This window comes from Rudaea sp. 3F27F6 (assembly GCF_005503555.1).
Lineage (GTDB): Bacteria > Pseudomonadota > Gammaproteobacteria > Xanthomonadales > Rhodanobacteraceae > Rudaea.
On sequence record NZ_SCNG01000001.1, the window covers coordinates 984,298 to 1,005,110 of the forward strand.

General features: G+C 63.7%; 18 protein-coding genes. 8 read left to right on the top strand and 10 right to left on the bottom strand.

Going from position 1 to position 20,813, the window contains the following annotated elements; genetic code table 11:
• Positions 1 to 75: 75 nt before the first annotated feature.
• The 6 genes from FFS30_RS04280 to cydX all read left to right on the top strand — a co-directional run bounded on the left by FFS30_RS04280 (position 76) and on the right by cydX (position 5,068).
• Positions 76 to 738, top strand: a complete 663-nt coding sequence (locus FFS30_RS04280; RefSeq protein ID WP_171014408.1) for an energy transducer TonB — start codon at positions 76 to 78, stop codon at positions 736 to 738.
• A 147-nt stretch (positions 739 to 885) separates the two neighbouring features.
• Entirely contained in the window at positions 886 to 1,782 is an 897-nt protein-coding gene (locus FFS30_RS04285; protein WP_137911855.1) for a hypothetical protein, read from the top strand.
• A 198-nt stretch (positions 1,783 to 1,980) separates the two neighbouring features.
• Positions 1,981 to 2,253: a cytochrome oxidase putative small subunit CydP gene (gene cydP, locus FFS30_RS04290; RefSeq protein WP_137911856.1), complete on the top strand. Its 273-nt coding sequence runs from the start codon at positions 1,981 to 1,983 to the stop codon at positions 2,251 to 2,253.
• On the top strand, positions 2,250 to 3,812 hold the full coding sequence (locus tag FFS30_RS04295) for a cytochrome ubiquinol oxidase subunit I (protein WP_137911857.1): 1,563 nt from the start codon (positions 2,250 to 2,252) through the stop codon (positions 3,810 to 3,812). The genes cydP and FFS30_RS04295 overlap by 4 nt, the downstream gene beginning before the upstream one ends.
• Entirely contained in the window at positions 3,809 to 4,939 is a 1,131-nt protein-coding gene (cydB, locus tag FFS30_RS04300; RefSeq protein WP_137911858.1) for a cytochrome d ubiquinol oxidase subunit II, read from the top strand. Before FFS30_RS04295 ends, cydB begins: the two co-directional genes overlap by 4 nt.
• 9 nt (positions 4,940 to 4,948) lie before the next feature.
• On the top strand, positions 4,949 to 5,068 hold the full coding sequence (gene cydX / locus FFS30_RS04305; protein ID WP_137911859.1) for a cytochrome bd-I oxidase subunit CydX: 120 nt from the start codon (positions 4,949 to 4,951) through the stop codon (positions 5,066 to 5,068).
• Positions 5,069 to 5,143: 75 nt separating this feature from the next.
• Here cydX and FFS30_RS04310 read toward each other — a convergent pair whose 3' ends face one another.
• The 3 genes from FFS30_RS04310 to FFS30_RS04320 all read right to left on the bottom strand — a co-directional run bounded on the left by FFS30_RS04310 (position 5,144) and on the right by FFS30_RS04320 (position 7,357).
• On the bottom strand, positions 5,144 to 6,442 hold the full coding sequence (locus FFS30_RS04310) for a dicarboxylate/amino acid:cation symporter (protein ID WP_137911860.1): 1,299 nt from the start codon (positions 6,440 to 6,442) through the stop codon (positions 5,144 to 5,146).
• Positions 6,443 to 6,546: 104 nt separating this feature from the next.
• On the bottom strand, positions 6,547 to 6,891 hold the full coding sequence (locus tag FFS30_RS04315; RefSeq protein ID WP_137911861.1) for a hypothetical protein: 345 nt from the start codon (positions 6,889 to 6,891) through the stop codon (positions 6,547 to 6,549).
• Positions 6,892 to 7,012: 121 nt separating this feature from the next.
• Complete coding sequence (locus FFS30_RS04320) at positions 7,013 to 7,357, bottom strand: hypothetical protein (protein ID WP_137911862.1); 345 nt, start codon at positions 7,355 to 7,357, stop codon at positions 7,013 to 7,015.
• Between the two features lie 135 nt (positions 7,358 to 7,492).
• Here FFS30_RS04320 and FFS30_RS04325 point away from each other — a divergent pair, with 135 nt between their 5' ends.
• Complete coding sequence (locus FFS30_RS04325; protein WP_137911863.1) at positions 7,493 to 8,062, top strand: sigma-70 family RNA polymerase sigma factor; 570 nt, start codon at positions 7,493 to 7,495, stop codon at positions 8,060 to 8,062.
• Between the two features lie 152 nt (positions 8,063 to 8,214).
• Positions 8,215 to 8,691 carry a hypothetical protein gene (locus tag FFS30_RS04330; RefSeq protein WP_137911864.1) on the top strand — a complete coding sequence of 159 codons (477 nt, stop codon included), beginning with the start codon at positions 8,215 to 8,217 and terminating at the stop codon, positions 8,689 to 8,691.
• 16 nt (positions 8,692 to 8,707) lie between these two features.
• On the opposite strand, the gene FFS30_RS04335 is transcribed toward FFS30_RS04330, so the two are convergent.
• The 7 genes from FFS30_RS04335 to FFS30_RS04365 form a co-directional block, all read right to left on the bottom strand.
• Positions 8,708 to 10,429 carry a BatD family protein gene (locus FFS30_RS04335; protein WP_171014409.1) on the bottom strand — a complete coding sequence of 574 codons (1,722 nt, stop codon included), beginning with the start codon at positions 10,427 to 10,429 and terminating at the stop codon, positions 8,708 to 8,710.
• Between the two features lie 140 nt (positions 10,430 to 10,569).
• Complete coding sequence (locus FFS30_RS04340; RefSeq protein WP_137911866.1) at positions 10,570 to 12,516, bottom strand: VWA domain-containing protein; 1,947 nt, start codon at positions 12,514 to 12,516, stop codon at positions 10,570 to 10,572.
• Entirely contained in the window at positions 12,513 to 13,535 is a 1,023-nt protein-coding gene (locus tag FFS30_RS04345) for a VWA domain-containing protein (protein ID WP_137911867.1), read from the bottom strand. The genes FFS30_RS04340 and FFS30_RS04345 overlap by 4 nt, the downstream gene beginning before the upstream one ends.
• 189 nt (positions 13,536 to 13,724) lie before the next feature.
• Positions 13,725 to 14,210 carry a DUF4381 family protein gene (locus FFS30_RS04350; protein ID WP_171014410.1) on the bottom strand — a complete coding sequence of 162 codons (486 nt, stop codon included), beginning with the start codon at positions 14,208 to 14,210 and terminating at the stop codon, positions 13,725 to 13,727.
• Between the two features lies 1 nt (position 14,211).
• Positions 14,212 to 15,180 carry a DUF58 domain-containing protein gene (locus FFS30_RS04355; RefSeq protein WP_137911869.1) on the bottom strand — a complete coding sequence of 323 codons (969 nt, stop codon included), beginning with the start codon at positions 15,178 to 15,180 and terminating at the stop codon, positions 14,212 to 14,214.
• Positions 15,181 to 15,255: 75 nt separating this feature from the next.
• Entirely contained in the window at positions 15,256 to 16,269 is a 1,014-nt protein-coding gene (locus FFS30_RS04360; RefSeq protein ID WP_137911870.1) for a MoxR family ATPase, read from the bottom strand.
• Positions 16,270 to 16,536: 267 nt separating this feature from the next.
• Positions 16,537 to 20,784 (bottom strand): hypothetical protein, encoded by a 4,248-nt coding sequence (locus tag FFS30_RS04365; RefSeq protein WP_137911871.1) that lies wholly within the window; start codon positions 20,782 to 20,784, stop codon positions 16,537 to 16,539.
• Between the last annotated feature and the right edge of the window lie 29 nt (positions 20,785 to 20,813).

Consider the following 20,813-nt stretch of genomic DNA (forward strand, 5'->3'; position numbering starts at 1 on the left):
TCGAATCGATTGACCCGCGACACAGAGCAAACAGGGGGATCGATGGCGCGATTCACAGCGCGAAGCCGGAAGGCCTTGATAATTATCAGCCTACTGCTGGCAAATCTCGCCTATGGCATGGCGTATGGCTATCGCAGTCCGGAGCGGCTCTCGGCCTCCATCGAAGGCACTTATCTTCTTTCGATAACTCTGCTGATTTTCTTGTGGTATCACGTCGATTCCACGGCGAAAAACTATCCTCGGTCTTCGATGCTCAACGTCTCCATCGTGGGATTGAGTCTGGTCGCGTTACCGTATTATTTTTTTCGATCGCGCGGCTTCGCGAAGGGCGCGGGAGCGACGGTTCTATCGTCGCTGATGCTGCTCGGCTTTGCGGTTTCGTACACAGTAGGCATCTGCATCGCCAATCCCGGCGCGATTGCCGAACCGGCTTATCGCGCACCGCCTGCACCGCCCACAACGCCAGGGCAGCCGAGCATCAAGACTGCGAGCCTCCCTGTCTATCCGCGCAGTTTGGTAGAGCAGGGAGTGGGTGGCAGAAACATAGTACGAGTCCTGGTGGGAGCAGACGGAAGCGTGCGCGAAGCCACTATTGAAACGAGTTCCGGGGAAAGTCTCCTCGACTCAGCGGCGCTCGAAGCCGCTCGAAACACAAAATTCAATCCCGCGATCGTGGACGACAAGGCAGTGTCAGCTTACGCGTTGCTTCCTTTTGACTTCTCGCTGTCCTATCAATAGCGCTCAGCGCCGTCCGCTTCGTTTGAGCTCACATAACAGCACGCCAAACCTGCCATATCAGCCGTTCAAGACCGAAGTCTCGACATTGTCAGGCTTGGCAGGGCAAGGCATGCTGCGCAATCGAACTTACTTGCCAAATTCCCGCGTATGACTGCACCTAAAATCGCCCTCGTCACCGCCGCCGCCGCTCGCGACCTCGACGAAGATCTGCCGCCGCTGGCCGACGCGCTGCGCGCGCAGGGCACGGATTTCGAGATCGTGAATTGGGACGATGTGCAAACGGATTGGTCGCAATACCGGTTGGCGGTGCTGCGTTCGACCTGGGACTACACGGCGCGGCTCGGCGAATTCCTCGATTGGACGGCGCGAGCGAGCGCTGCGACGAATCTGGTCAACCCGCTCGACGTAGTTCGCTGGAACACCGACAAGCATTACCTCGGCGATCTCGCGCGCGCCGGCGTGCCGGCAGTGGCGAGCCACTTCATCGAACCCGGCGAAGACGCGGACACACTGCTCGATCGCTTTCTGCACAAACACGCGTCGGCCGAGTTCGTGGTCAAGCCGAGCGTCGGCGCCGGTTCGCGCGACGCGCAGCGTCATGGGCGCGAGGAACGCGCCGCTGCGCTCGCGCATGCGCAGCGCCTGCTCGATGCGGGCCGCAGCGTGCTGCTGCAGCCCTATCTCGATCGTGTCGACGAACACGGCGAAACCGCGCTGATCCTTTTCGACGGCGAATTCAGCCATGCGATCCGCAAGGGGCCGCTGCTGCGCCGCGGTGAAGGCTCCACGCGTGCCCTGTTCGCCGCCGAACATATCACCCCGCGCGCGCCGACTGCGGACGAGTTGCGCGTGGCGCAGGAAGCGCTCGCGGCGATTCCGTTTGCCAAGCCGCTGCTCTACGCGCGCGTCGACCTGATCCGCGACGGTGCCGACAAGCCCTGCGTGCTCGAACTCGAACTGACCGAGCCTTCGCTGTTCTTCACTTATGCCGAAGGTGCAGCGCAACGCTTCGCGCAGGCACTCGCGCGACGACTGCCGCAGTAGCGAACACGTTTCGATTCAAACTGCGCGTGAGTATTCGCGGGGACGCAATTCAATGCGCCCCGCCTTCCATCCAGCGAGCATGGCCAAGCAGGCGCGATAGACCGCAGCGCGGCGGCTCCCTCCAAGGAAGCGCGCCGGCGGCGGGACTGCGGCACTGCACCGCATTTTCTTCGGCAAAAGGCGCGGTAGACTTGGCGCATGCTTCGCTCCTCGCCAGCGATCAGCCCCCGCCCGGACCCCGCGTCGTCGTGGTTTCGTTCGGTCGAGGGACGCCGCTACGGCCGCCATTTTCTCGGCCTGATCGTGCTCAAGATCGTCCTACTCACGGCGCTCTATTTCGTCTTCATCGCGCAGCAGCCGCGCGCCGACACGTCGCCCGACCGCGTCTTCGACGCGATCCGCGGTACACCGGCCGCCGCCGCGCCCGCCAGCCCACCCGACAGCCAGCCCCAAAGCGAGTCCAAGCCATGATCGACAACGAAGTCGTCACCCTGTCGCGCCTGCAATTCGCCCTGACCGCTCTGTATCACTTCCTGTTCGTGCCACTGACCTTGGGCCTGTCGTGGATGCTCGCGATCATGGAAGCGGTTTACGTGATGACCGGGCGCGAGATCTGGAAGCGCATGACCCAGTTCTGGGGCGTGCTGTTCGGCATCAACTTCGCCATGGGCGTGGCGACCGGCGTGACGATGGAGTTCCAGTTCGGCACCAACTGGGCCTACTACTCGCACTACGTCGGCGACGTGTTCGGCACGCCGCTCGCGATCGAAGGCCTGATGGCGTTCTTCCTCGAAGCGACGTTGATCGGCCTGTTCTTCTTCGGCTGGGACCGCCTGTCCAGGGTCAAGCATCTGCTCGTCACCACGTTTCTCGCGCTCGGCACGAATCTGTCCGCACTGTGGATCCTGATCGCCAACGCATGGATGCAGAATCCGGTCGGCGCCGAATTCAATCTCGACACGATGCGCATGGAGGTCACTTCCTTCGCGACCGTGGCCTTCAATCCCGTCGCGCAGTCGAAGTTCGTGCACACGGTCAGCGCGGGCTATGTGCTTGGCGCGATGTTCGTGCTCTCGATCAGTGCATGGTACTTGCTCAAGGGACGCAATATCGAGTTCGCCAAGCGTTCGATGACGGTAGCGGCGAGTTTCGGCCTCGCCTCTGCGCTCAGCGTGGTCGTGCTCGGCGACGAGTCGGGCTACACCGTTTCGGAGAACCAGAAGATGAAGCTCGCCGCGATCGAGGCGATGTGGGACACGGAGAAGCCGCCGGCCGCGTTCACCGCATTCGGTTTCCCCGACGTGGCCGAGCGCAAGACGCATTTCGCCATCCATATCCCGTGGGTGATGGGCATCATCGGCACGCGCTCGCTCGACGGCGTGCTGCCCGGCATCAACCAGCTCGTCGAGGAAGCCGCGCAGCGCATCGAGAACGGGCGCATCGCCTACGCCGCGATGCAGCGCCTGCGCGCCGACCGCAACGACACCCAGGCACGCGCCGACTTCGACGCGCACAAGAAGGATCTCGGCTATGCGCTGCTGCTGCGCAAGGTCGTCGCCGACCCCGCACACGCGACGCCGGCCGACGTGCAGACCGCGGCGAACAGCACGATCCCGAACGTGCCCGTGCTGTTCTGGGCGTTCCGCATCATGGTCGGCTGCGGCTTCTACTTCATCGCGCTGTTCGGCTATTCGTTCTGGCTCGCCTCGAAACGGCAGCTCGATCGGCATCGCTGGTATCTGAAACTCGCTCTCTACAGTCTGCCGTTGCCGTGGGTTGCGATCGAGCTCGGCTGGATCGTCGCCGAATACGGACGCCAGCCATGGGCGATCGAAGGCGTGTTGCCGACCGCGCTCGGCGTGTCCTCGGTGTCCGCCGGCCAGGTGCTCTTCTCTCTGTGCGGATTCGTGATCTTCTACACCGCGCTCGCGGTCGTCGATGGCGTCCTGATGGCCAAGTACGCGCGGCGCGGGCCTGACGGCCTGGGCATTTCGCCCGAGGTGAAACCTTCCCTGGGAGCCGCGTCATGATCGATTACGAAACCCTGCGTCTGCTCTGGTGGCTGATCCTCGGCGTGCTGCTGATCGGTTTTGCGATCATGGACGGCTTCGATTTCGGCGTCGCCGCGCTGTTGCGCGTGCTCGGCCACAACGACGAAGAGCGGCGCGTGCTGCTCGAAACGGTGGAACCGGTGTGGGAAGGCAACCAGGTCTGGTTCATCCTTGGCGGCGGCGCGGTGTTCGCCGCGTGGCCGTTCGTCTATGCGGTCGCGTTCTCCGGTCTGTACGTGGCGATGTTCCTGCTGCTCGTCGCCTTCATCCTGCGCCCGGTCGGTTTCAGCTATCGCAACAAGCTCAACGATCCGCGCTGGCGTAACGCCTGGGACTGGGTGCTGACCGTGTCCGGCCTGGTGCCGATGCTGATCTTCGGCGTCGCCTTCGGAAATTTATTTCTTGGCCTGCCGTTCCGCCTCGACGCGGAAATGCGTATGACCTACGAAGGCGGTTTCTTCGGTCTGCTCAGCCCGTTCGCCGTGCTGAGCGGCCTGGTCAGCATCGCGATGCTACTTGCGCATGGCGCGAGCTACGCCGCGTTCAAGGCCGACGAGTCGCTCGCCGAGCGCTCGGGCCGCGTCGCGCGCATCGCCGCGCTCGCCTACATCGTGTTTTATCTACTTGCCGGCGCGTGGCTCGCGTTCGGATTGCCGGGTTATGCGATCGTCTCTGCGGTGAACGGCAATGCGCCGTCGAATCCGCTGCTCAAGCAGGTCGCCATACAGGGACACTGGTTCGCGGGCTATGCCGCGCATCCGGCGTTCTGGCTCGCGCCGCTGGCCGCACTCGTCGGCGCGGTCGGCAGCATCGTCTTGATCTCGGCGCGGAAATATTTCGCCGGTTTTCTCGCCAGTTCGCTGGTCTGCGCCGGCACGATTCTCTCGGCAGGCTTCGCACTGTTCCCGTTCCTGATGCCGTCCAGTCTCGATCCGAACAGCAGCCTGACCGTGTTCGACGCTTCGTCGAGCCAGACCACGCTCGGCATCATGCTCGTCGTCGTGATCATCTTCCTGCCGATCGTGCTCGCCTACACGAGTTGGGTGTACCGCGTCCTGCGCGGACGCGTCACTCTAGAGCACATTAAGCATCACCTGGGATATTGAGGAGCCGCCATGTGGTATTTCAGCTGGATACTCGGCATCGGACTTGCCTGCAGCTTCGCCATCCTCAACGCGATGTGGTTCGAGGTGCACGCGGACTCGCAGGCCAGGTCTCCGCGCGACGAAGCCTGAGGCCTCGCGCTCCACGCGCAGCGGCCGACGGCCATGTGGCGCACTGCGAGTGCGCCACATGGCATCGCGATGGACTCAGCCGTGCGAAGAAGAGGTCGGCAGCGGCACCTTGATGTCTCCCGCGTCTTTCGACACCACGACGGCCGTCGCGAGATCACCGGTAACGTTGAGCGAGGTGCGGCACATATCGAGGAAACGATCGACGCCGAGGATCATGCCGATCGCCTCGGGCGGCAGATGCAGGTAGCCGAGAATCACCGCGATCACCGGTAGCGAGCCCGCCGGCACGCCCGCGGTGCCGATCGAGCCGACAATGCACAGGCCGACGACCGTCAATTGTTGAGCGATGCTGAGGTCGAGGCCGAAGCACTGCGCGATGAACAGCACAGTCAGACCCTCGAACAGCGCCGTGCCGTGATGGTTCGCCGAAGCGCCGATCGTCAGCACGAAGCGCGCGATCTGCGGGGGCAGCTTGAGATTCTGTTCGGCGACTTTCAGCGTGGTCGGCAAGGTGCCGGTCGACGAAGCGGTGGAGAACGCGAGCAGGATCGCCTCCTCGCTACCCTTGAAGAATTTGACCGGACTCATGCCGCCGAAGATGCGCACCCATAGCGGCAGCACGATGAACATATGGATGGCGATCGCGAGAACGACACACCCCGCATACTTAAACAGCTTTCCTAGAACATCGGTGCCAAAGCTCGCCACCAATGCAAACATCAGTGCCGCAACAGCATAAGGCGTGAGCTTGATGATGAGCTCCATCAGCTTCATCACCAGATCCAGCAACCCCTGAATGGTGGCCTTAAACGCCGCAGTCGCAGGCGTGGGTTTGAGCACGAGGGCGATACCGAGCATGACGGCGAAGAACATGACTGCGAGGAAATCGCCGTCAGCCGCCGCCTTGATCGGATTGTCAGGCACGAGACCCAGAATGATCTTCACGCCGGACAGTGTCGGCTTGGATGCGGTGATTGCTTGCGCGTCGGCCGAATGCGCTGCGAGCAAACCATCGCGGATAGCCGGATCGAAACCAACACCGGGCTGCAGCAGGTTGATCACAAGGAGACCCACCACGATCGCAATGCTCGTAACCACTACGATGTATATCAACATGCGTAAGCCAACGCGACCGAGACTCGCGATGTCGCCGATCTCGGTAATACCAACGATCAGCGCCGAGAACATCAACGGCAGCACGAGCATCTTGAGGAACTTCAGGAACAGTAAGCCAGCGGGTTGCGCGATCGTGTCGACAAACCAGTTCACCCAACTTGGGTCGCCGCCATGCCGCGCCCACCAAAATGCGAGCGCACCAGCCGCGGTGCCGACGACAAAACCGATCAATACGCGCGTGTGCAACGCCAATTTCATGCAACAACCCCGACAATTTACTAACCCTGGCGGGATGGTACACGAGTCGGAAGGCCGGCTGGACCTTGCCGCCGGAGGTATCGCCTCGTCGCCGAGATCAACCGCTACGGCCGCGCGGCGAGCAGCAGGCTCTGGCCGACTTGCACAGTGGCGAGCCGGCAGATATCGAAGTCATGGCGTACGACGCTGCGTCCGTCGGCAAGACCGATGCGCAGATCGCGCAGGCAGTCGTGATCGCCATTGCGGATCGCGACGGTGACAGTCTCGTCCGGGTTCTGCGGCGAAAACTTGATCGGCACGGGATGAAAACGCCCGCTGCCGCGCGCCGCGATCTCGAACGAGACGATGCGGCTGCCCGCTTCGGTGCGCAGATCGAAATAGTAGACGGCTTCGGCCGAAGCCAGATTGGACAGGCCGGTGAGCAAAACGGCGAAGCAGATGCGCTGCATGACGTTCTCCGCTGAGTGATCGTGGAAGAAACTGCGGCAAGCCGACCCCGGCGGCATCGGGCGATGCCGCTGTTTTCCTATCTCAATGGACTGCCGCCGGGTCGCAGCGGCGATACGCGATTCAGCCGTTGCGCGTGAACTTCGTCGACAAAGCGAAGAAAGCGAGCTGGCCGATGCCGACCGAACCGGCGAGGACGGCGACGACGCCCGGAGTGATTTCGGTCCAGCCGTAGGACTGGATCAGGCCGAAGCCGACGCTGACCGCGACCAGGGCCAGGCCCCAGCGCAGCGAGGACAGGCGCCGCTGCTGCTGCTCGCCGGTCAGGATCGAGCGCAGGAGATCCTCGGATACGGCGTCCTTCGCGAGCAGGCTGCGCATGCGCGCCTCGACGATCGTCTTGACCGCGAACGTGAACGCGTAGGTCAGGCAGACGAAGAGGACGATCGGTACCCAGTCGATTTCCATTGCAGACTCCTTCAATCGGTAACGCAGCACATGGATACGCCATCGGCCGGGGCGGTTGCAAGTTCTGCGTCGGCCCGACGGTGCAACCGCCGCGCGGCTTTGCGTATCTGCTCGGCTTATGGAAGATTCGCGCTGATGAACACCGATCGCGAACTAGTCGATGCCGTGCTGGCGAACCGCGCCGGCGCGTTCGAACAGCTCGTGCGCGATTATCAGGGTTTGGTCTGGCATATCGTCCAGCGCATGACGCGGCACGCCGAGGATACACGCGAGCTGTGCCAGGAAACCTTCCTGCGCGTGCACCGCACTCTGCACCAGTACCGCCACGACGCGCCGCTGAAGGCCTGGATCGGGCGCGTGGCCTACACGATCGCCCTGCGCCACCTGGAAAAAAAACGCGTCGAAATCGCCGAGACGGCCGGCAATCTCGATGAAGAACCGGAGCTGCTCGATCGCATCGACGACGGCTTCGACCTCGAAGCCGCGAGCGCCGACGCCGATCTCGCGCGCCATCTGCATGCGGCGATCGAGACGCTGCCGCCGCTGCAGCGCACGGTGATCACCCTGTATCACCTCGACGAGCTGTCGCTGGCGGAAATCGGTGCGGTCACCGGACTTGCCATCGGCACGATTAAGAGCCATCTTTTCCGCACGCGGCTGCAATTGCGCCATGTGCTCGAGTCACGCTTGGGCAGCTTCGCGTAAGGCGCAGCCGCCCGCGGGTCGAGGACGACCCGCCAGGAATCCGGCGCGAATGCGCTGGATTCGATATAGCCGGGGCCGGACTTGTTTCGGACTCGGCGCAGGCTGCCGGCCTTGGGATGAGGACGCGCGGACCTTTGTTTCGGAGCTAGCGTATGAACGACCAGACAAAGCCATTCGATGATCCCGCCCGCGAAAGCGAATGGCTCGCACAGGAGCGCGCACGCCAGGCCGAGCGCTCTCGCAACGCGACGCGCGAGGACGACGCCCGCGTGCGCCAGTACCGCCTGATTGCACGCGCGCTCGGCGCCGCGCCGGCCAATCCACTGCCGGCCGATTTCGCCGCGTCCGTGGCGCGGCGCGCGCTCGGACAACGCCGCAGCGCGTCAGGGCTCGCCGCCGATCCGCTCGCGTCACCGTTCGAAAGGCACCTGCTGCAAATTCTCGTCGCCGTGTTCGGGCTGGCGATCGGCATTGCCGCGGCATTGTTCGGCGGCGATGACGCGGTGCGCGCCGTGGGCCGCGGCGCGCTGCACATGAGCGCCTACGCGAAAAATTCCTGGCTGCTCGCCCTGGCCGGCTGCCTGGCGTTCTCGGCAATCATGCAGTTCTGGCGCCCGCACCGGCACTAGGCCGGGCCCAGCGGACTCAGTGCAGCGTCCGCGACGATCGCTCGGACTGGATCGAGAATGGATACAGCGGCGGTACCGCAGCCGGCGCCGCGGCCTGGGTCTTCGCAGCGAACTCGAAACCATTGCGGAACGCCGCGGCGACGCGCTCGCCGCTCGACGTACCCGCTCCGGCTGCGTAGAGGCTGCGTTCCAGATCGTTCAACGCCGCGCGCTGCGCTTCGGACGCGAGCGTCGGCGTCAGCTCGCCCAAGGTACGCGCCGCACTGCCGTCGCTGCGCGCCCAGGCGAGCAGCGCACGCGCGACCGCCGACGCATCGTCGCGCTTGCAGGCATCGAGAAACGCCTTGCGCGCGGCGGCTGTGTCGGCATTCACCGGACCCGCCGCCGCGGCGACGGCGCCACCCGCCGCGGCCCTGCGTCGCGCGAGCAGCCAACCTGCCCAGGCGAGTGCGGTCAACAACCATAGGGCCAGCGCTGCAAAGGCGATCGCGCGCCACGGCTGCGCGGTGCCGCCGTCGAGCACCAGTTCTGGCAACGGCGAAGATGCCGTCGGCGCGGCGCTCTGCGTGCTTGCGGGATTGATCGCACCTGGCGCGGCGCCTGCGGTCGCATTGGCCGCGCCCGCGGCGACGTGGAGGCTCAGAGCGGGCAGATCGGCATTCGCGGCACGGTCGTTTGCGGTGTCCCACCAGGCCAGACTCAGCGGCGGTATCGTCAGCTTGCCGGTGCGGTTCGGCACGATCGCGAATTTGCGCGTGCGCTCGCCGTACTGCCAGGTGCCGTCTTCGCGATTGACCGTGGTTTCTTTGTCCGGGTAGATGTCGGCGCCGTCGATCTTCGGCAGCTTGAGTTCGGGCAGTTGCTCGAACGCGAGCCCCTGCGCTTTCATGCGCAGGGTCAGGGTCAGCGGCTCGCCGACGTGCGCGGGCGTATTCGCATCGACGCCGTCGGCGCTCAGGCTTAGCGACTGCGCGGGCAGCCAGGCGTCGGTGCCCGAATTCGCCGGGCGCGGACGCACCTCGAGCGTCTGGCCCTCGACGCGCGCGGTGACCGCGCGGCCGCGGGCGAAGAAGCTGTTCATGTCGTTGCGGTTGACCGCGTGGCCGCGGAACACGATCGGCGCCATCGTCGCGGTGCCGCTCTTCTCCGCGGTCAGCGCATAGTGCCGTTCGAGCACACGGTAGCGGCGGCCTTCAACGTCGGCCTGATAGCCCGCGTCCTGGCCGAGCTTGCGCGAGTTGAGACCCTCGCCGTGCGGATCTTCAAGATTGCCGTCGCTGAGGTCGAGCGCGTAGTAGAGCTTGACCGTCACCCGCACCTGCTGCTGCACATAGGGCGATTTCGGCTCGACCGCGACATCGAGAAACAGATCGTCGCCGGCCTTGCCCGTCGCCGCGCTCGCCGGCGTCACCGTGAGAGTCAGCGCCTGCGTCTGCGCGCCGGCGACGCTGAGCGCCGGAATCGTCAACGCACCGGCATGCTTGGGTTCGAGACCGACGGCCCAGAGGAGCTTCGACGTCGCCGTGCCGTTGACGATATTCATCGAGGTCGAACTCTGCGTGCCGAGCAGATTGAAGTCCGGCTGCAGCACGCTGAAATCGGGCTGGCTTGCGCTCGTGTTGTCGCTGACCTCGACGTTCAAGGTCACCGTCTCGCCGAGCTGCATACTGCTGCGGTCAAGCCAGGCACGGACTTGAGCAGCGTGCGCATCAACACACACGAACAGGACGGCCAGCATGGCGATAACGCGAAGCGCCGAACGCGCGCGGTCCGTCATTCGTGCCAAAACGGGCCATGCAGACGGGACCTGTCCGATGTTTGATTCGGCGATGCGACGAACAGATACGCGCGAATATCGCGCGGACGACGAAAACGGCTTCATGGCGGGTTCTCCTGCGCCGCGCCTTGCTGGCGGCGTTGATGCTCGAGCTGGAACTTGCGGCGCAACAGGCCGCCCGGGTCGTCGGGCACGCGCTGCAGCCATTGCTCGACGGCCTGATCCTTCTCGCTGTGCTGCTCGCCTTCGCGCGCGCCAAGGCGCACGGGCTGCGGCTCCTTGCCTTCCTTGCCGTTTTTGGTCAGCGCCTGATCCATGCTTTGCTGAAATTTCTCCTGCGACTCCTTGCCCGCCTCGCTGCCCTGCTTGGGCTGCTGCGCGGCGGCGTTCTTCTCGTCGCCCGGCTTGTTCTGCCCGTCGGCGGACGAATTCTGCTGCTGCGAGTCCTGCTGCTTGCCGTCCTGCGCGCTCTGTCCTTGCTCGTTCTTGCCCTGTTCCTTCGATTCCTTCTTTTCGCTGTTGTCGTCGCCTTGCTGATCGCCCTTGCCGTCCTTCGAATCTTTCGAATCCTGCGGCTGGTCATTGCCGGGCTGCTGTTGCTTGTTGCCCTGATGATCCTGCGAATCCTTCTGCTGCTGATCCTGCTTTTGCTGCTGCTGTTTTTTGAGGAATTCTTCGACGGTTTTCTTGTTCGTCACCGCATCTTCCATGTCCGGCGCGCGCTTGAGCGCCGCATCGTAAGCCGCGATCGCTTCCTCGAACTTGCCTTGCTTGGCAAGCGCGTTGCCGCGGTTGTACTGCGTATCGGCGGTCGCGTTCTTCGCATCGCCCGCGGCGGCGAAATCGCCCGTGGCCGCGGCATAGTCGCCGGCGCGATAGGCCGCGGTGCCGCGCAGTTCGGGATCCTTCGCCAGCGCTTGCGCTTCCTTGGGCTTGCCCGCATCGAGCTGTGCCTGTGCCTGCTGATCGGAGCGCTGCCAAAGATCCGTCCATACACTCGCTTCGGCGTGCTGTGCCGGCATGGCGAGAACCAGCGGCAGCAACATCAGCCAGCCGCGACGAAAGCCGAGTGCGACCAGCGGCAGCAAAGCGAGCAGCAGCCACGGGCCGCGGTCGAGGAAGCGTTCGCTCTGCACCTGCGCGCCGGCCGCGTCCTTCGCCGCCTCGCCGCCCTGCCTGAGCGGGCCGAGCACCGTATCGAGATCGCCCGCGTCGCCGCGGTACTCGGCATAGCGCCCACCTCCCGCGCGCGCGAGTTCGGCCAGCGCCGCGCCGTCGAGTTTGGGCAGCACGATATTGCCACCTTTGTCCTTGAGAAAACCGCCGTCGCCGAGCGCGATCGGCGCGCCCTGCGCGCTGCCGAGGCCGAGTACCGATACGTCGACGCCCGCGCTGCGCGCGCGCCCCGCAGCAGCCGCCGCATCGGCGCTTGCGCCGTCGGCGAGCAGGACGATTTCGCCGTCGCGCAGGCCGGCCTGGCGGATCAGCTTGACGCCGAGATCGATCGCCTTGCCGGTGTCGTTGCCCGGCGCGGGCATGATCGAAGGGTCGAGCGAGTCGACGAGATTGGCGACGGTGTTCGCATCGTCGGTCAACGGCGCGACGACGAAGGCATCGCCCGCATAGGCGATCAGCGCGACTTGCGCATCGCCGGAGCGTTTGAGGATATCGGCGATCTTATAGCGCGCACGCTCGTAGCGGCTCGGCTTCACGTCCTGGGCCAGCATCGTCGCCGACAGCTCCAGCGCGATCACGCGCGCAGCCTGGTTCTTGTAGAGCGGCTGCGGCAGGCGCTCCCACGCTGGGCCGGCCAAAGCGAGGCTGGCGAGCGTCAGCGCGGCGAGCGCGAGCCATGCGGGGCCGCGCGTGGGTTTGGCCGCTTCGTTGCGCACGATCAAATGTTCGAGCAGATGCGCGTCGACCGCCCCGCGCCAGGCCTGCGCGTCGCTGCCCGCCGACTTCAGCGCGCGCCAGGCGAACGGCAGCGCGAGCAGCAGCAACAGCCACGCGGGACGCAGGAAATGGAAATCGTGCAGCAAATCGTTCATGCCGCCGCCCTGCCCACTCGATCCGCCCGCATTGCGAACCGCCCGGCGACGAGTGGCACTATCGCACCAAACAGCGCGAGTAGCAGCGCGGCCGACAGCGGCCAGAAGAACAGCTCGTCTATCGGGCGGAACTGCTGGCCTTTGTCTGCGCTCGGTTCGAGCCGGTCGATATCCTCGTAGATCTTTGCGAGTTCGGCCGTGTCGCGCGCGCGGAAGTAGCGACCACCGGTTTTCTGCGCCATGTCGGCGAGCATCTTCTCGTCGATTTCGGCGGACGGATTGACCACGCGGCTGCCGAAGAATCCGTCGTTGATGCGCATCGCCTCGGCACCGATGCCGATGGTATAGACCTTCACTTTTTCCGCGACGGCGAGATCGATCGCCTTGAGCGGATCGAGCTCGCCCGCATCGTTGACGCCGTCAGTGAGCAGGATCGCAACGCGCTGGTCCGCGGGCCGCTCGCGCAAGCGCTTGACCGCAAGGCCGACCGCGTCGCCGATCGCGGTTTCGCGGCCCGGCAGGCCGACCACGGATTCGCCGAGCTGCTTGCCGACCGTGTCGCGATCGAACGTCAGCGGCGTCAGCAGATAAGCCTGACTGCCGAACACGATCAGGCCGAGGCGGTCACCGACACGGCGGCGGACGAAATCGCCCGCGATCGCCTTGACCGCGCCGTAGCGCGTGACGTCCTGGCCGCCGATGCGCATGTCGGGTGTGTCCATACTGCCCGACGCATCGACGATCAGCATCAAATCGCGGCCGCTGCGCGCGAGATCGATCGGCTCGCCGATCCACTGCGGCCGCGCCGCAGCGGCGATGAGCAACGCCCAGGCGATGAGCGCGAGCCAGCGTTTCCAGCGCGCCACCGGATTCGCGCCGCCGGCGAGATCGAAACCCGCGAGCACGATCGGCAGGCGCAGCGCGGCGCTCGCGTCCGTCGTCGCCGGCGCCAGCATGCGCGCAGCGAGCCACGGCAGCGGCAGGAGGACGAACAGCCAGGGCCACGCGAACTCAAACATGCGCGGCCCTCTTTACGCAGAGAAGCAATTTTTGCGCAACGCATGCGGGAGAAAGTTCGTCCACGCGAGCGCGCTGTGTGTAACAGAGTACGCTCGCGGCGCGACCGATTTTTCCCGCGCGGAGACCGTCGGTGACGGCCTCGATAAATCGAGCCCTTGCAGCCGACGCGAATGCGGCATCGAAGCGACTCACCGCGAGACCTCGTTAGCGGAGAATTTTTCTGCGGCACGACGCGCCAGCGCGATCAGCGCAGGCTCATCGAAGCTAGCTTGCGCGCGATACGGCGCCTCGATCAGGGCGCGGCCGACGCCATGGGAAAATTCCTCACCCGCCATTTCTGCGTCGAGATGGCCGAGCCACGCCTCACCCTTGAGCGCCGCCGCACCGGGCGACGCGCGCATTGCCAAGCGGCGCAGAAACGCCGAAAGGCTCGCCGCAAGCGCGGGCGCATCTCCACGCGATGCCGCAACCGTGCGCTCGAACTCGGCCATCACCGCGAGTCTGCGCTGACGACGACGGTAATTTCTATATAAGTGCAGAAAGAGAAAAATGCACAGCGCGACGACGAGCACTGTGAGCAGCCACCAGCCCGGCGCGGGCGGCCACCAGGACGGCGGTGCCGGCACGTGAATGTCGCGCAGTTCGGGCCCTTGCATGGCGGTCGCCTGCAGCATCTCAGCCCGCCTTCTTCTTGCGCGCATCGAAGCCGAGCAAGGTCCGCAATGCAGCCTCGGGTTCGGACGAGGTGTCGAGAACGATCGAATTCAGCGCGCGGCGCTTGAGCATCGCAACGAAAGCCGCGCGCTGCTCGTCGAACCAGGCCGGCCAGCGCGCACGCGTGTTCGTCGCGGCGAAATCGAGCAGAACGGGAGCGCCCTCTTCGCCCTGCAGCGCGTAGCGCGCCGGCGGCGGAGCGTGGTGCTCGAGCGGATCGCTCAGAATCACGGCAGCGACGTCGCAATGGCCTGCGAGCAGCGACAGTGCAGGTTCGGCCGCTTCGTCGCAGTCGAATCCATCGGTCAGCAGAATCACTTGGGTGCCCGGCCGGGCAAGACGCTGCGCGCGCTGCAGTGCCTGCGACAACGGCACCGATTCCTTCGAGCCGCGCGTGATCGCATCCCATTCGACGAAGGCGCGCAGGCAGCGCAATGCGCCGCGCATACCGCCGCCGGGCTTCACTTCGGCATTGAGGCCGGGGCCGTAGCCGATCGCGCCGATGCGGTCGCCCGACAGCGCCGTGGCCCAGGCGATCAGCGCTGCCGTACGCGCGGCCTGCACCGACTTGAAGCGCACGCGCGTACCAAAGCGTAACGACGGATTGCAGCTCAGCACGACAAGCACACCGCGTTCGCGTTCTTCGGTGAACAGCTTCGTATGCGGGCGTCCGGTGCGCGCGGTGACGCGCCAGTCCATCTGGCGGATATCGTCGCCGGGCTGATACGCGCGCGACTCCGCGTAGTCGACGCCGCGTCCGCGAAAACGCGAAGCGTGCACCGACGCATGACTGCCCGCGACGCGCTGCGCAAGCTGGGCCAGGCGCGCGGCGCGCAGGCGCATCGAGAGCAACTCGTCGAGCGTCACGGCTACGCCATTATGCGAAGCCGAAGATTGGGCGTTGGCGGCGGAAGAGTTCGAACGCAGCATGATGGGTTTGTGAGAACGCGGCGGATGCGGATTGATCCCCGCAGGCTGGCGGTTTTTCAGACCTCAGCTCGCTGCCTACGGCAGCGGAACCCGATCCAGCAACGCCGATACCACACGCTCCGGCGTCACGCCTTCGGCTTCGGCCTCGTAGCTCAGGAGCACGCGATGGCGCAGCACATCGGTCGCCACCGCATGCACGTCTTCGGGCGAGACGAAGTCACGGCCGGCGAGCCACGCATGTGCGCGGGCGCAACGATCGAGCGCGATCGTGCCGCGCGGGCTTGCGCCGTATGAGATCCAGCGCGCGAGGTCGCTACCATAGGCTTTCGGCGTACGTGTGCCGAGCACAAGCTGGACGACGTACTCCTCAAGCGCCGGCGCAAGATGCAGCGACAATACCTCCGCGCGTGCGCCGAATATTTGCTCCTGGGTCAGCAGACGCTGCGGCACCGAAGTTTTCACCAGGGTCTCGCGGGCACGATCACGCGCCAGTTTCAGGATCGCCGCTTCGGAAGCGCCGTCGGGATAGTCGATGCGCACATGCATCAGGAAGCGGTCGAGCTGCGCCTCGGGCAACGGATAAGTGCCCTCCTGCTCGATCGGATTCTGTGTCGCCATCACGAGGAACAGCGGCGGCAGCGGATAAGTCGTGCGCCCGACCGTGACCTGGCGTTCACCCATCGCTTCGAGCAGGGCCGACTGCACTTTGGCTGGCGCGCGGTTGACCTCGTCGGCGAGCAGCAGATTGTGGAAAATCGGCCCTTTCTGGAACTCGAAACTCGCCGTCTGCGGACGATAGATTTCCGTACCGGTCAGATCGGCCGGCAGCAGGTCGGGCGTGAACTGGATACGGTGGAAATCGCCTTCGATGCGCGCCGCGAGCTCCTTCACCGCGAGCGTCTTGGCCAGTCCCGGCGCGCCCTCGACAAGCAGATGCCCGTCGGCGAGCAACGCGATCAGCAGGCGATCGACGAGCGCGCTCTGGCCGATGATGCAGGCGGACAGTTCGTCGCGCAGTTTGTGAAAGGCGTCGATGACGGCCGGCGCCGAAGCCGGCGCGGACCGAAGGTCGGGATCGATCATATCCATGGTTTGAGAAATTCAGAGAGTATTAGATTAACCGCATCGATGAAACCGCGCGCGAGACGAAAGTCATGCGCGCTCTGCGGTTGACCTACCACCGCAGCACGGCCGGCTGCTAGGACTGCGAACAGGGGAAAAGGTTTCCATCGTGGCTACTGTTCTCGCCCTGGCCCCTCCCGTGATTCAGCTTGAACCGGTGGCAGCAAGGCAGATGAGCATAAAAAAGGGCCGCATTGCTGCGGCCCTTTAGCTAACAATCTAAGCGCCTTGGACTCAAGGACCGTTCACATGGAGTATGCAACTCAATGGGGAAGCGACCGTGGTCGGCACCGACAATGTGGCACTAGAGCCCGATCCTACGCAGTCGCCAGTCCAGTTCACGATCGTCCCAGAAGAGGGCAGCGCAGTCAGCGTATAAACTGAATTCGGCTGCAACAGTACCGGGCAGGTCTGCGTTTTTGCTGCAGCCAACGAACAGGAAGCGCCGTTCGGCGAACTGTTGATCGAAACCGACGCATTGTTGCCATTGTCGGACTGAATCGTGAAGTTCGCCGGAATCGGCGCCGGCCCGGTCACGGTCAGGGTACAAGCGAACGAAGCACGTGTCGACGACATATTAAGCGTCGCCGTCTTATTGGGATTGCCAGGCACGGGTATGCAATCGCCACTCCAGCCAATGATTGTAGTTCCCGTACCCGCAATCGGGTTCGGCGTGAGCGTATAGGTCTGGCCGCTCTGCAATAGCACGCTGCACGAACTTGATGTGCCGGACAGGCTGCAGTTGCCCTGGTTGATTCCCGACAAATCGCTCGTTACATAGGCGTTCGCTACAGCGTTATTGATAGATACCAGGTTGATGGTCACTGGCAGCAGACCCGGCTGCGTGCCGCTGATGATCAGCGTACAACTGAGCGACGACGCATTCGCAGGTACGGCCAATGTCGCTGTAACCGTGGTCGGATAAACGTTGGGCGCCGGTGGCGGCGTCGTATTCTGACAGTCCCCAGACCAGCCAACGAACCTACCCGCAGTGATGACGCCGGTCAGCGTAACCGGTGAAGACGCAGGGTCGACCTGAGGTGTGCAGGACTGCGATGTGCCCGCGATATTGCAGGATACGCCGTTGGCAAAGCCAGTGACCGAAGCAATCACGGATTGCGCGTTGTCCGACTTGATCGTCATTGCTACCGGCACGGTCGCAACCGTGCCTGGGCCGTTGACGACGAGCGTACAACTCACCTGCGTCACCCCGGTCGCGGGCACAGCGAGGTTCGCCGTGTTCCCAGTGCCCGAACAATCACCGGCCCAGCCAACCACCGTCGTGCCGCTGGATACCGATGCCGTCAGTCCATAGCTCGTGCCGGCCGCCAACTGACTGGTGCAGTTCTGGGTCAGGCCCGTCAAACTGCAAGCTACCCCGCCGGGCGCACTGCTGATACTTGCCGTCGCGGTCTTGCCGTTATTCGACTGGATCGTGATGTTGCCCTTGACCGGTGAAGTCAGCGCTCCACCGCTTACCTGCAGATTGCAAGTCAGAGTCTGCGCCGTAGCAGTGGCGGCAGGCACGGAAAGTGTTGCCGTATTGCCTCCGCTCGACTGACAGTCGCCAGTGAAACCAACGATCACTGACGGACTCACTGGGGTCGCAGTCAGCGTGTAATTGCCCGCTGCAGGTGTCGCACTGCAGGATTGCGTCGTCCCGTTGGACAGATTGCACGACAGCCCGCCAGGCTGGCTCGACAGCGAAGCAGTCGCACTGGATCCGTTGACCGAACTAATTGTCATGTTGACCGTGACCGGTTTCGGCGCAACGTAGCCGGGGCAGCGCGGATCAGTGGTAACGCCAGCGCATAGATCAGTCCCTTTGAGATTGACCGTTACCGTCGGCGAACCCGAAGGCGTTGTAAAGGTGCAACTGCCCGATTTGGGACTGCCGTAACCGTCGAGATTAGCGATGATAGCCGCACTCGTCACGCCACTCACATTCGTCACTCCAGGCGGCGACGACAAGCCAATCGTATCGCCAGTACAACTGCCGCTAAGCTGAGTATTCGCCACCGGCACGCCATTTGCGGAGAGCAAAGTCAGCGTGACGCTGCCTCCTGAGCCGCCAAGGACCGACGGGGTAGCGAGCAGAATGAGATTACCGCCGGCAGTGATCGGCACAGCAACAGCTGCGCTCGGCGCGGTGCTAAAGGGGACGTTGAAGGTCAGTGTTGGTGCTGCAGTAGAACCACCAGTCGTGGCACTGGCGATGCCTGCCGTTTTGACCTGAACGACTAGACAACCGGAGGCATCGGTCAAGTCATCCGTCCATCCGGAATTGGTATGCCCATCGACCGAACCGGAACCTGCGCCGAGATTACTGAAATTGAAATTAAAGCGGACTCCAGGGATCGGAATGCGCAGAGCATCAACAACGCATACCGTCATCGGAATGGGCAGATTACCGGGAACCGGGTTCGGGCTGGCTGTAATGCTCGGTTCGGCTAGCGAAGGGTAAACCGTCACCATCGCGTCGGTTACGATACGCGTGCCCCCGATCGGCAACGGATTCGTGGAAAGACCCTGCGCCCATATCACCACGCCACGATTGAGCTGAGATACCGGGTAGTTCAGCGTCGTCGAGGCGGTACCGGTAACTGTCGCGCGACCCAAGCTGTCAGTCATCGCCGGCGAATTGATATTACCGATCGTTGCACGGCCGACTACGTAGGGCAGCGGATCCGTCAGTGTTGAAGAGCTAGTGGTCGCGCTGAGGTTAAACGGAAAACCGGTTATCAATTGAGTTTCGCTTTGCACTCCGATGATGCCGACTGCGCTCTCGAAATCATCGTTGCCCGCCGGTGCGCCATGCTTTTGCTTGCCGAGCACAATGAGCTTGTCGCCCGGACTGGTACCGCCGCCCGCGGTACGGAAGCCACCTTCGGGCGCGCTGAAATAGACCGATCCGGGCTGTAACGTGCCGTCCCAGCCGCAAATCTGGAACGCGCCAAAGCCGTTGCAGGACGAAAGGAAATTAGGGTCCTGCGGGGTATCTATCACGCCGAAGAGGATCGGCGTGCCCGCAGGCACCGGATTGCCCTGACGATCTGTCGCAATTGCACTGACGGTGAGGCTGTATGTCGCATCAGGCTGTGTCGGAACCGTGCCACCTGGTGGAGACGACGCTGTGACGCCGTTAACCGCGACTGCATTGACCTTCGGCGATGTGATGGTGAGGCTATAGAGCTGGCCATCCGAGACGATTACCGTCGTCGTTGCCGAGATCGGTGCGGTAATTCCGTTGTCTATGTTGCCGTCGAAACCATCAACCGTTGCCTTGATTTGCACGGGGCCTTGCACCGATCCGGCTAGCAGACTGATGTACGCTGCTCCACCTCTCGTCGCCGTCTTGACCGAACTCCCACTTTGGATGGTGCCGCTCGCATCCATGGAGTACAGAGTAGCGTCGGTGCCCATCGGACCGATGATCTGAAACTGCACGTTGTTCGTGCCGAAATCCGGATCGTCGACTGCCGAACCACCGCCGTCTACCACCGTGGCCTTTATCGTCTTGCTCTGCGGGCCGTTGCCACCGTTGATGTAAACGCCACCGGTACTTTGCGACAGAGTCACCGCACCCGGCATTCCACCGCGCACTCGGTTGACGGTGATGGTCACCGGCTGCGCACTCAAAGTGCGATTAGTTTCCGGATCAAGCGCGCTGACCGTCAATGTGGCAGTGCCTGGTACGTCGCCCGCGCTGACAAAAATCGTGCCGACTCCCGCGACAACATTAACCGTACCGCTGCCGAGCAACGTAAGAAACTCGTTGCCTTCCGCCGTTGGCGGATTTTTCGTTTGCCCCACCCAAGGCGTGCTCGGATCATCCAACGTGGAGAATGCGGCCACTCCCACCGGTGATATGGCAACATTGACCTTACCGTTGAGCGGCTGCCCCGAGATCAATCCGGTCCACTGCACTTTCAGCTCGGCCATATAGGGTGAACCCAAATACGGGCCTATGTTGTCTCTGTTCTGCGGCAGTGTTGCTGTGTTCGGGGTGACCTGCAGACTTGAGTTGCTGCTACCTCCGGAAGTTACTTTGATCGTCGTACGATTGACGACCGTGTTCGGATACCCATTGGATGGCGGCAGAGAAACCGTGATCGTCGCCGTCGCAGGGTCGACGCCCTTGTAATTGCCGGCGATGAAGACAAAAGAAGCTACGCCGCCAATCAAGGAGCTAGTGCTGCCGCTCGCAGCGCCGCCTGAACCCACCCCCGCGATCGTACCAAGTGACGAAGGCGACACCGTCGCACTGATGACCGTTCCGTCGGCTTCGGGAGTGCCGTTGCGCCGAGTAACGGTCACCGTCACAGTCGCCGTCGAGTTGGAGCTAACTGATGGTGAAGACAAGTCGACCCTCACAGTGTCGGCCGGCGGGGGGCCGAATCCAGACGCGTACGCCTGCCCGTCGCCTACGACGAGAAGCAATGGGCCGAACAACATCGCGAGGAAACGAATCGGCGTTTTCATAGTTGACTCCGGTATTGCTACGGCTGTTC

Bases quoted from the DNA above. Each gene is read 5' to 3' on its own strand.
- cydP (WP_137911856.1), top strand. From the start codon at position 1,981: ATGCTTCGCTCCTCGCCAGCGATCAGCCCCCGCCCGGACCCCGCGTCG.
- FFS30_RS04315 (WP_137911861.1), bottom strand. From the start codon at position 6,891: ATGCAGCGCATCTGCTTCGCCGTTTTGCTCACCGGCCTGTCCAATCTG.
- FFS30_RS04295 (WP_137911857.1), top strand. From the start codon at position 2,250: ATGATCGACAACGAAGTCGTCACCCTGTCGCGCCTGCAATTCGCCCTG.
- cydB (WP_137911858.1), top strand. From the start codon at position 3,809: ATGATCGATTACGAAACCCTGCGTCTGCTCTGGTGGCTGATCCTCGGC.
- FFS30_RS04350 (WP_171014410.1), bottom strand. From the start codon at position 14,210: ATGCTGCAGGCGACCGCCATGCAAGGGCCCGAACTGCGCGACATTCAC.
- FFS30_RS04335 (WP_171014409.1), bottom strand. From the start codon at position 10,429: ATGCTGGCCGTCCTGTTCGTGTGTGTTGATGCGCACGCTGCTCAAGTC.
- FFS30_RS04365 (WP_137911871.1), bottom strand. From the start codon at position 20,784: ATGAAAACGCCGATTCGTTTCCTCGCGATGTTGTTCGGCCCATTGCTT.
- FFS30_RS04325 (WP_137911863.1), top strand. From the start codon at position 7,493: ATGAACACCGATCGCGAACTAGTCGATGCCGTGCTGGCGAACCGCGCC.
- FFS30_RS04360 (WP_137911870.1), bottom strand. From the start codon at position 16,269: ATGGATATGATCGATCCCGACCTTCGGTCCGCGCCGGCTTCGGCGCCG.
- FFS30_RS04320 (WP_137911862.1), bottom strand. From the start codon at position 7,357: ATGGAAATCGACTGGGTACCGATCGTCCTCTTCGTCTGCCTGACCTAC.
- FFS30_RS04285 (WP_137911855.1), top strand. From the start codon at position 886: ATGACTGCACCTAAAATCGCCCTCGTCACCGCCGCCGCCGCTCGCGAC.
- FFS30_RS04355 (WP_137911869.1), bottom strand. From the start codon at position 15,180: ATGCTGCGTTCGAACTCTTCCGCCGCCAACGCCCAATCTTCGGCTTCG.
- FFS30_RS04345 (WP_137911867.1), bottom strand. From the start codon at position 13,535: ATGTTTGAGTTCGCGTGGCCCTGGCTGTTCGTCCTCCTGCCGCTGCCG.
- FFS30_RS04330 (WP_137911864.1), top strand. From the start codon at position 8,215: ATGAACGACCAGACAAAGCCATTCGATGATCCCGCCCGCGAAAGCGAA.
- FFS30_RS04310 (WP_137911860.1), bottom strand. From the start codon at position 6,442: ATGAAATTGGCGTTGCACACGCGCGTATTGATCGGTTTTGTCGTCGGC.
- FFS30_RS04340 (WP_137911866.1), bottom strand. From the start codon at position 12,516: ATGAACGATTTGCTGCACGATTTCCATTTCCTGCGTCCCGCGTGGCTG.
- cydX (WP_137911859.1), top strand. From the start codon at position 4,949: ATGTGGTATTTCAGCTGGATACTCGGCATCGGACTTGCCTGCAGCTTC.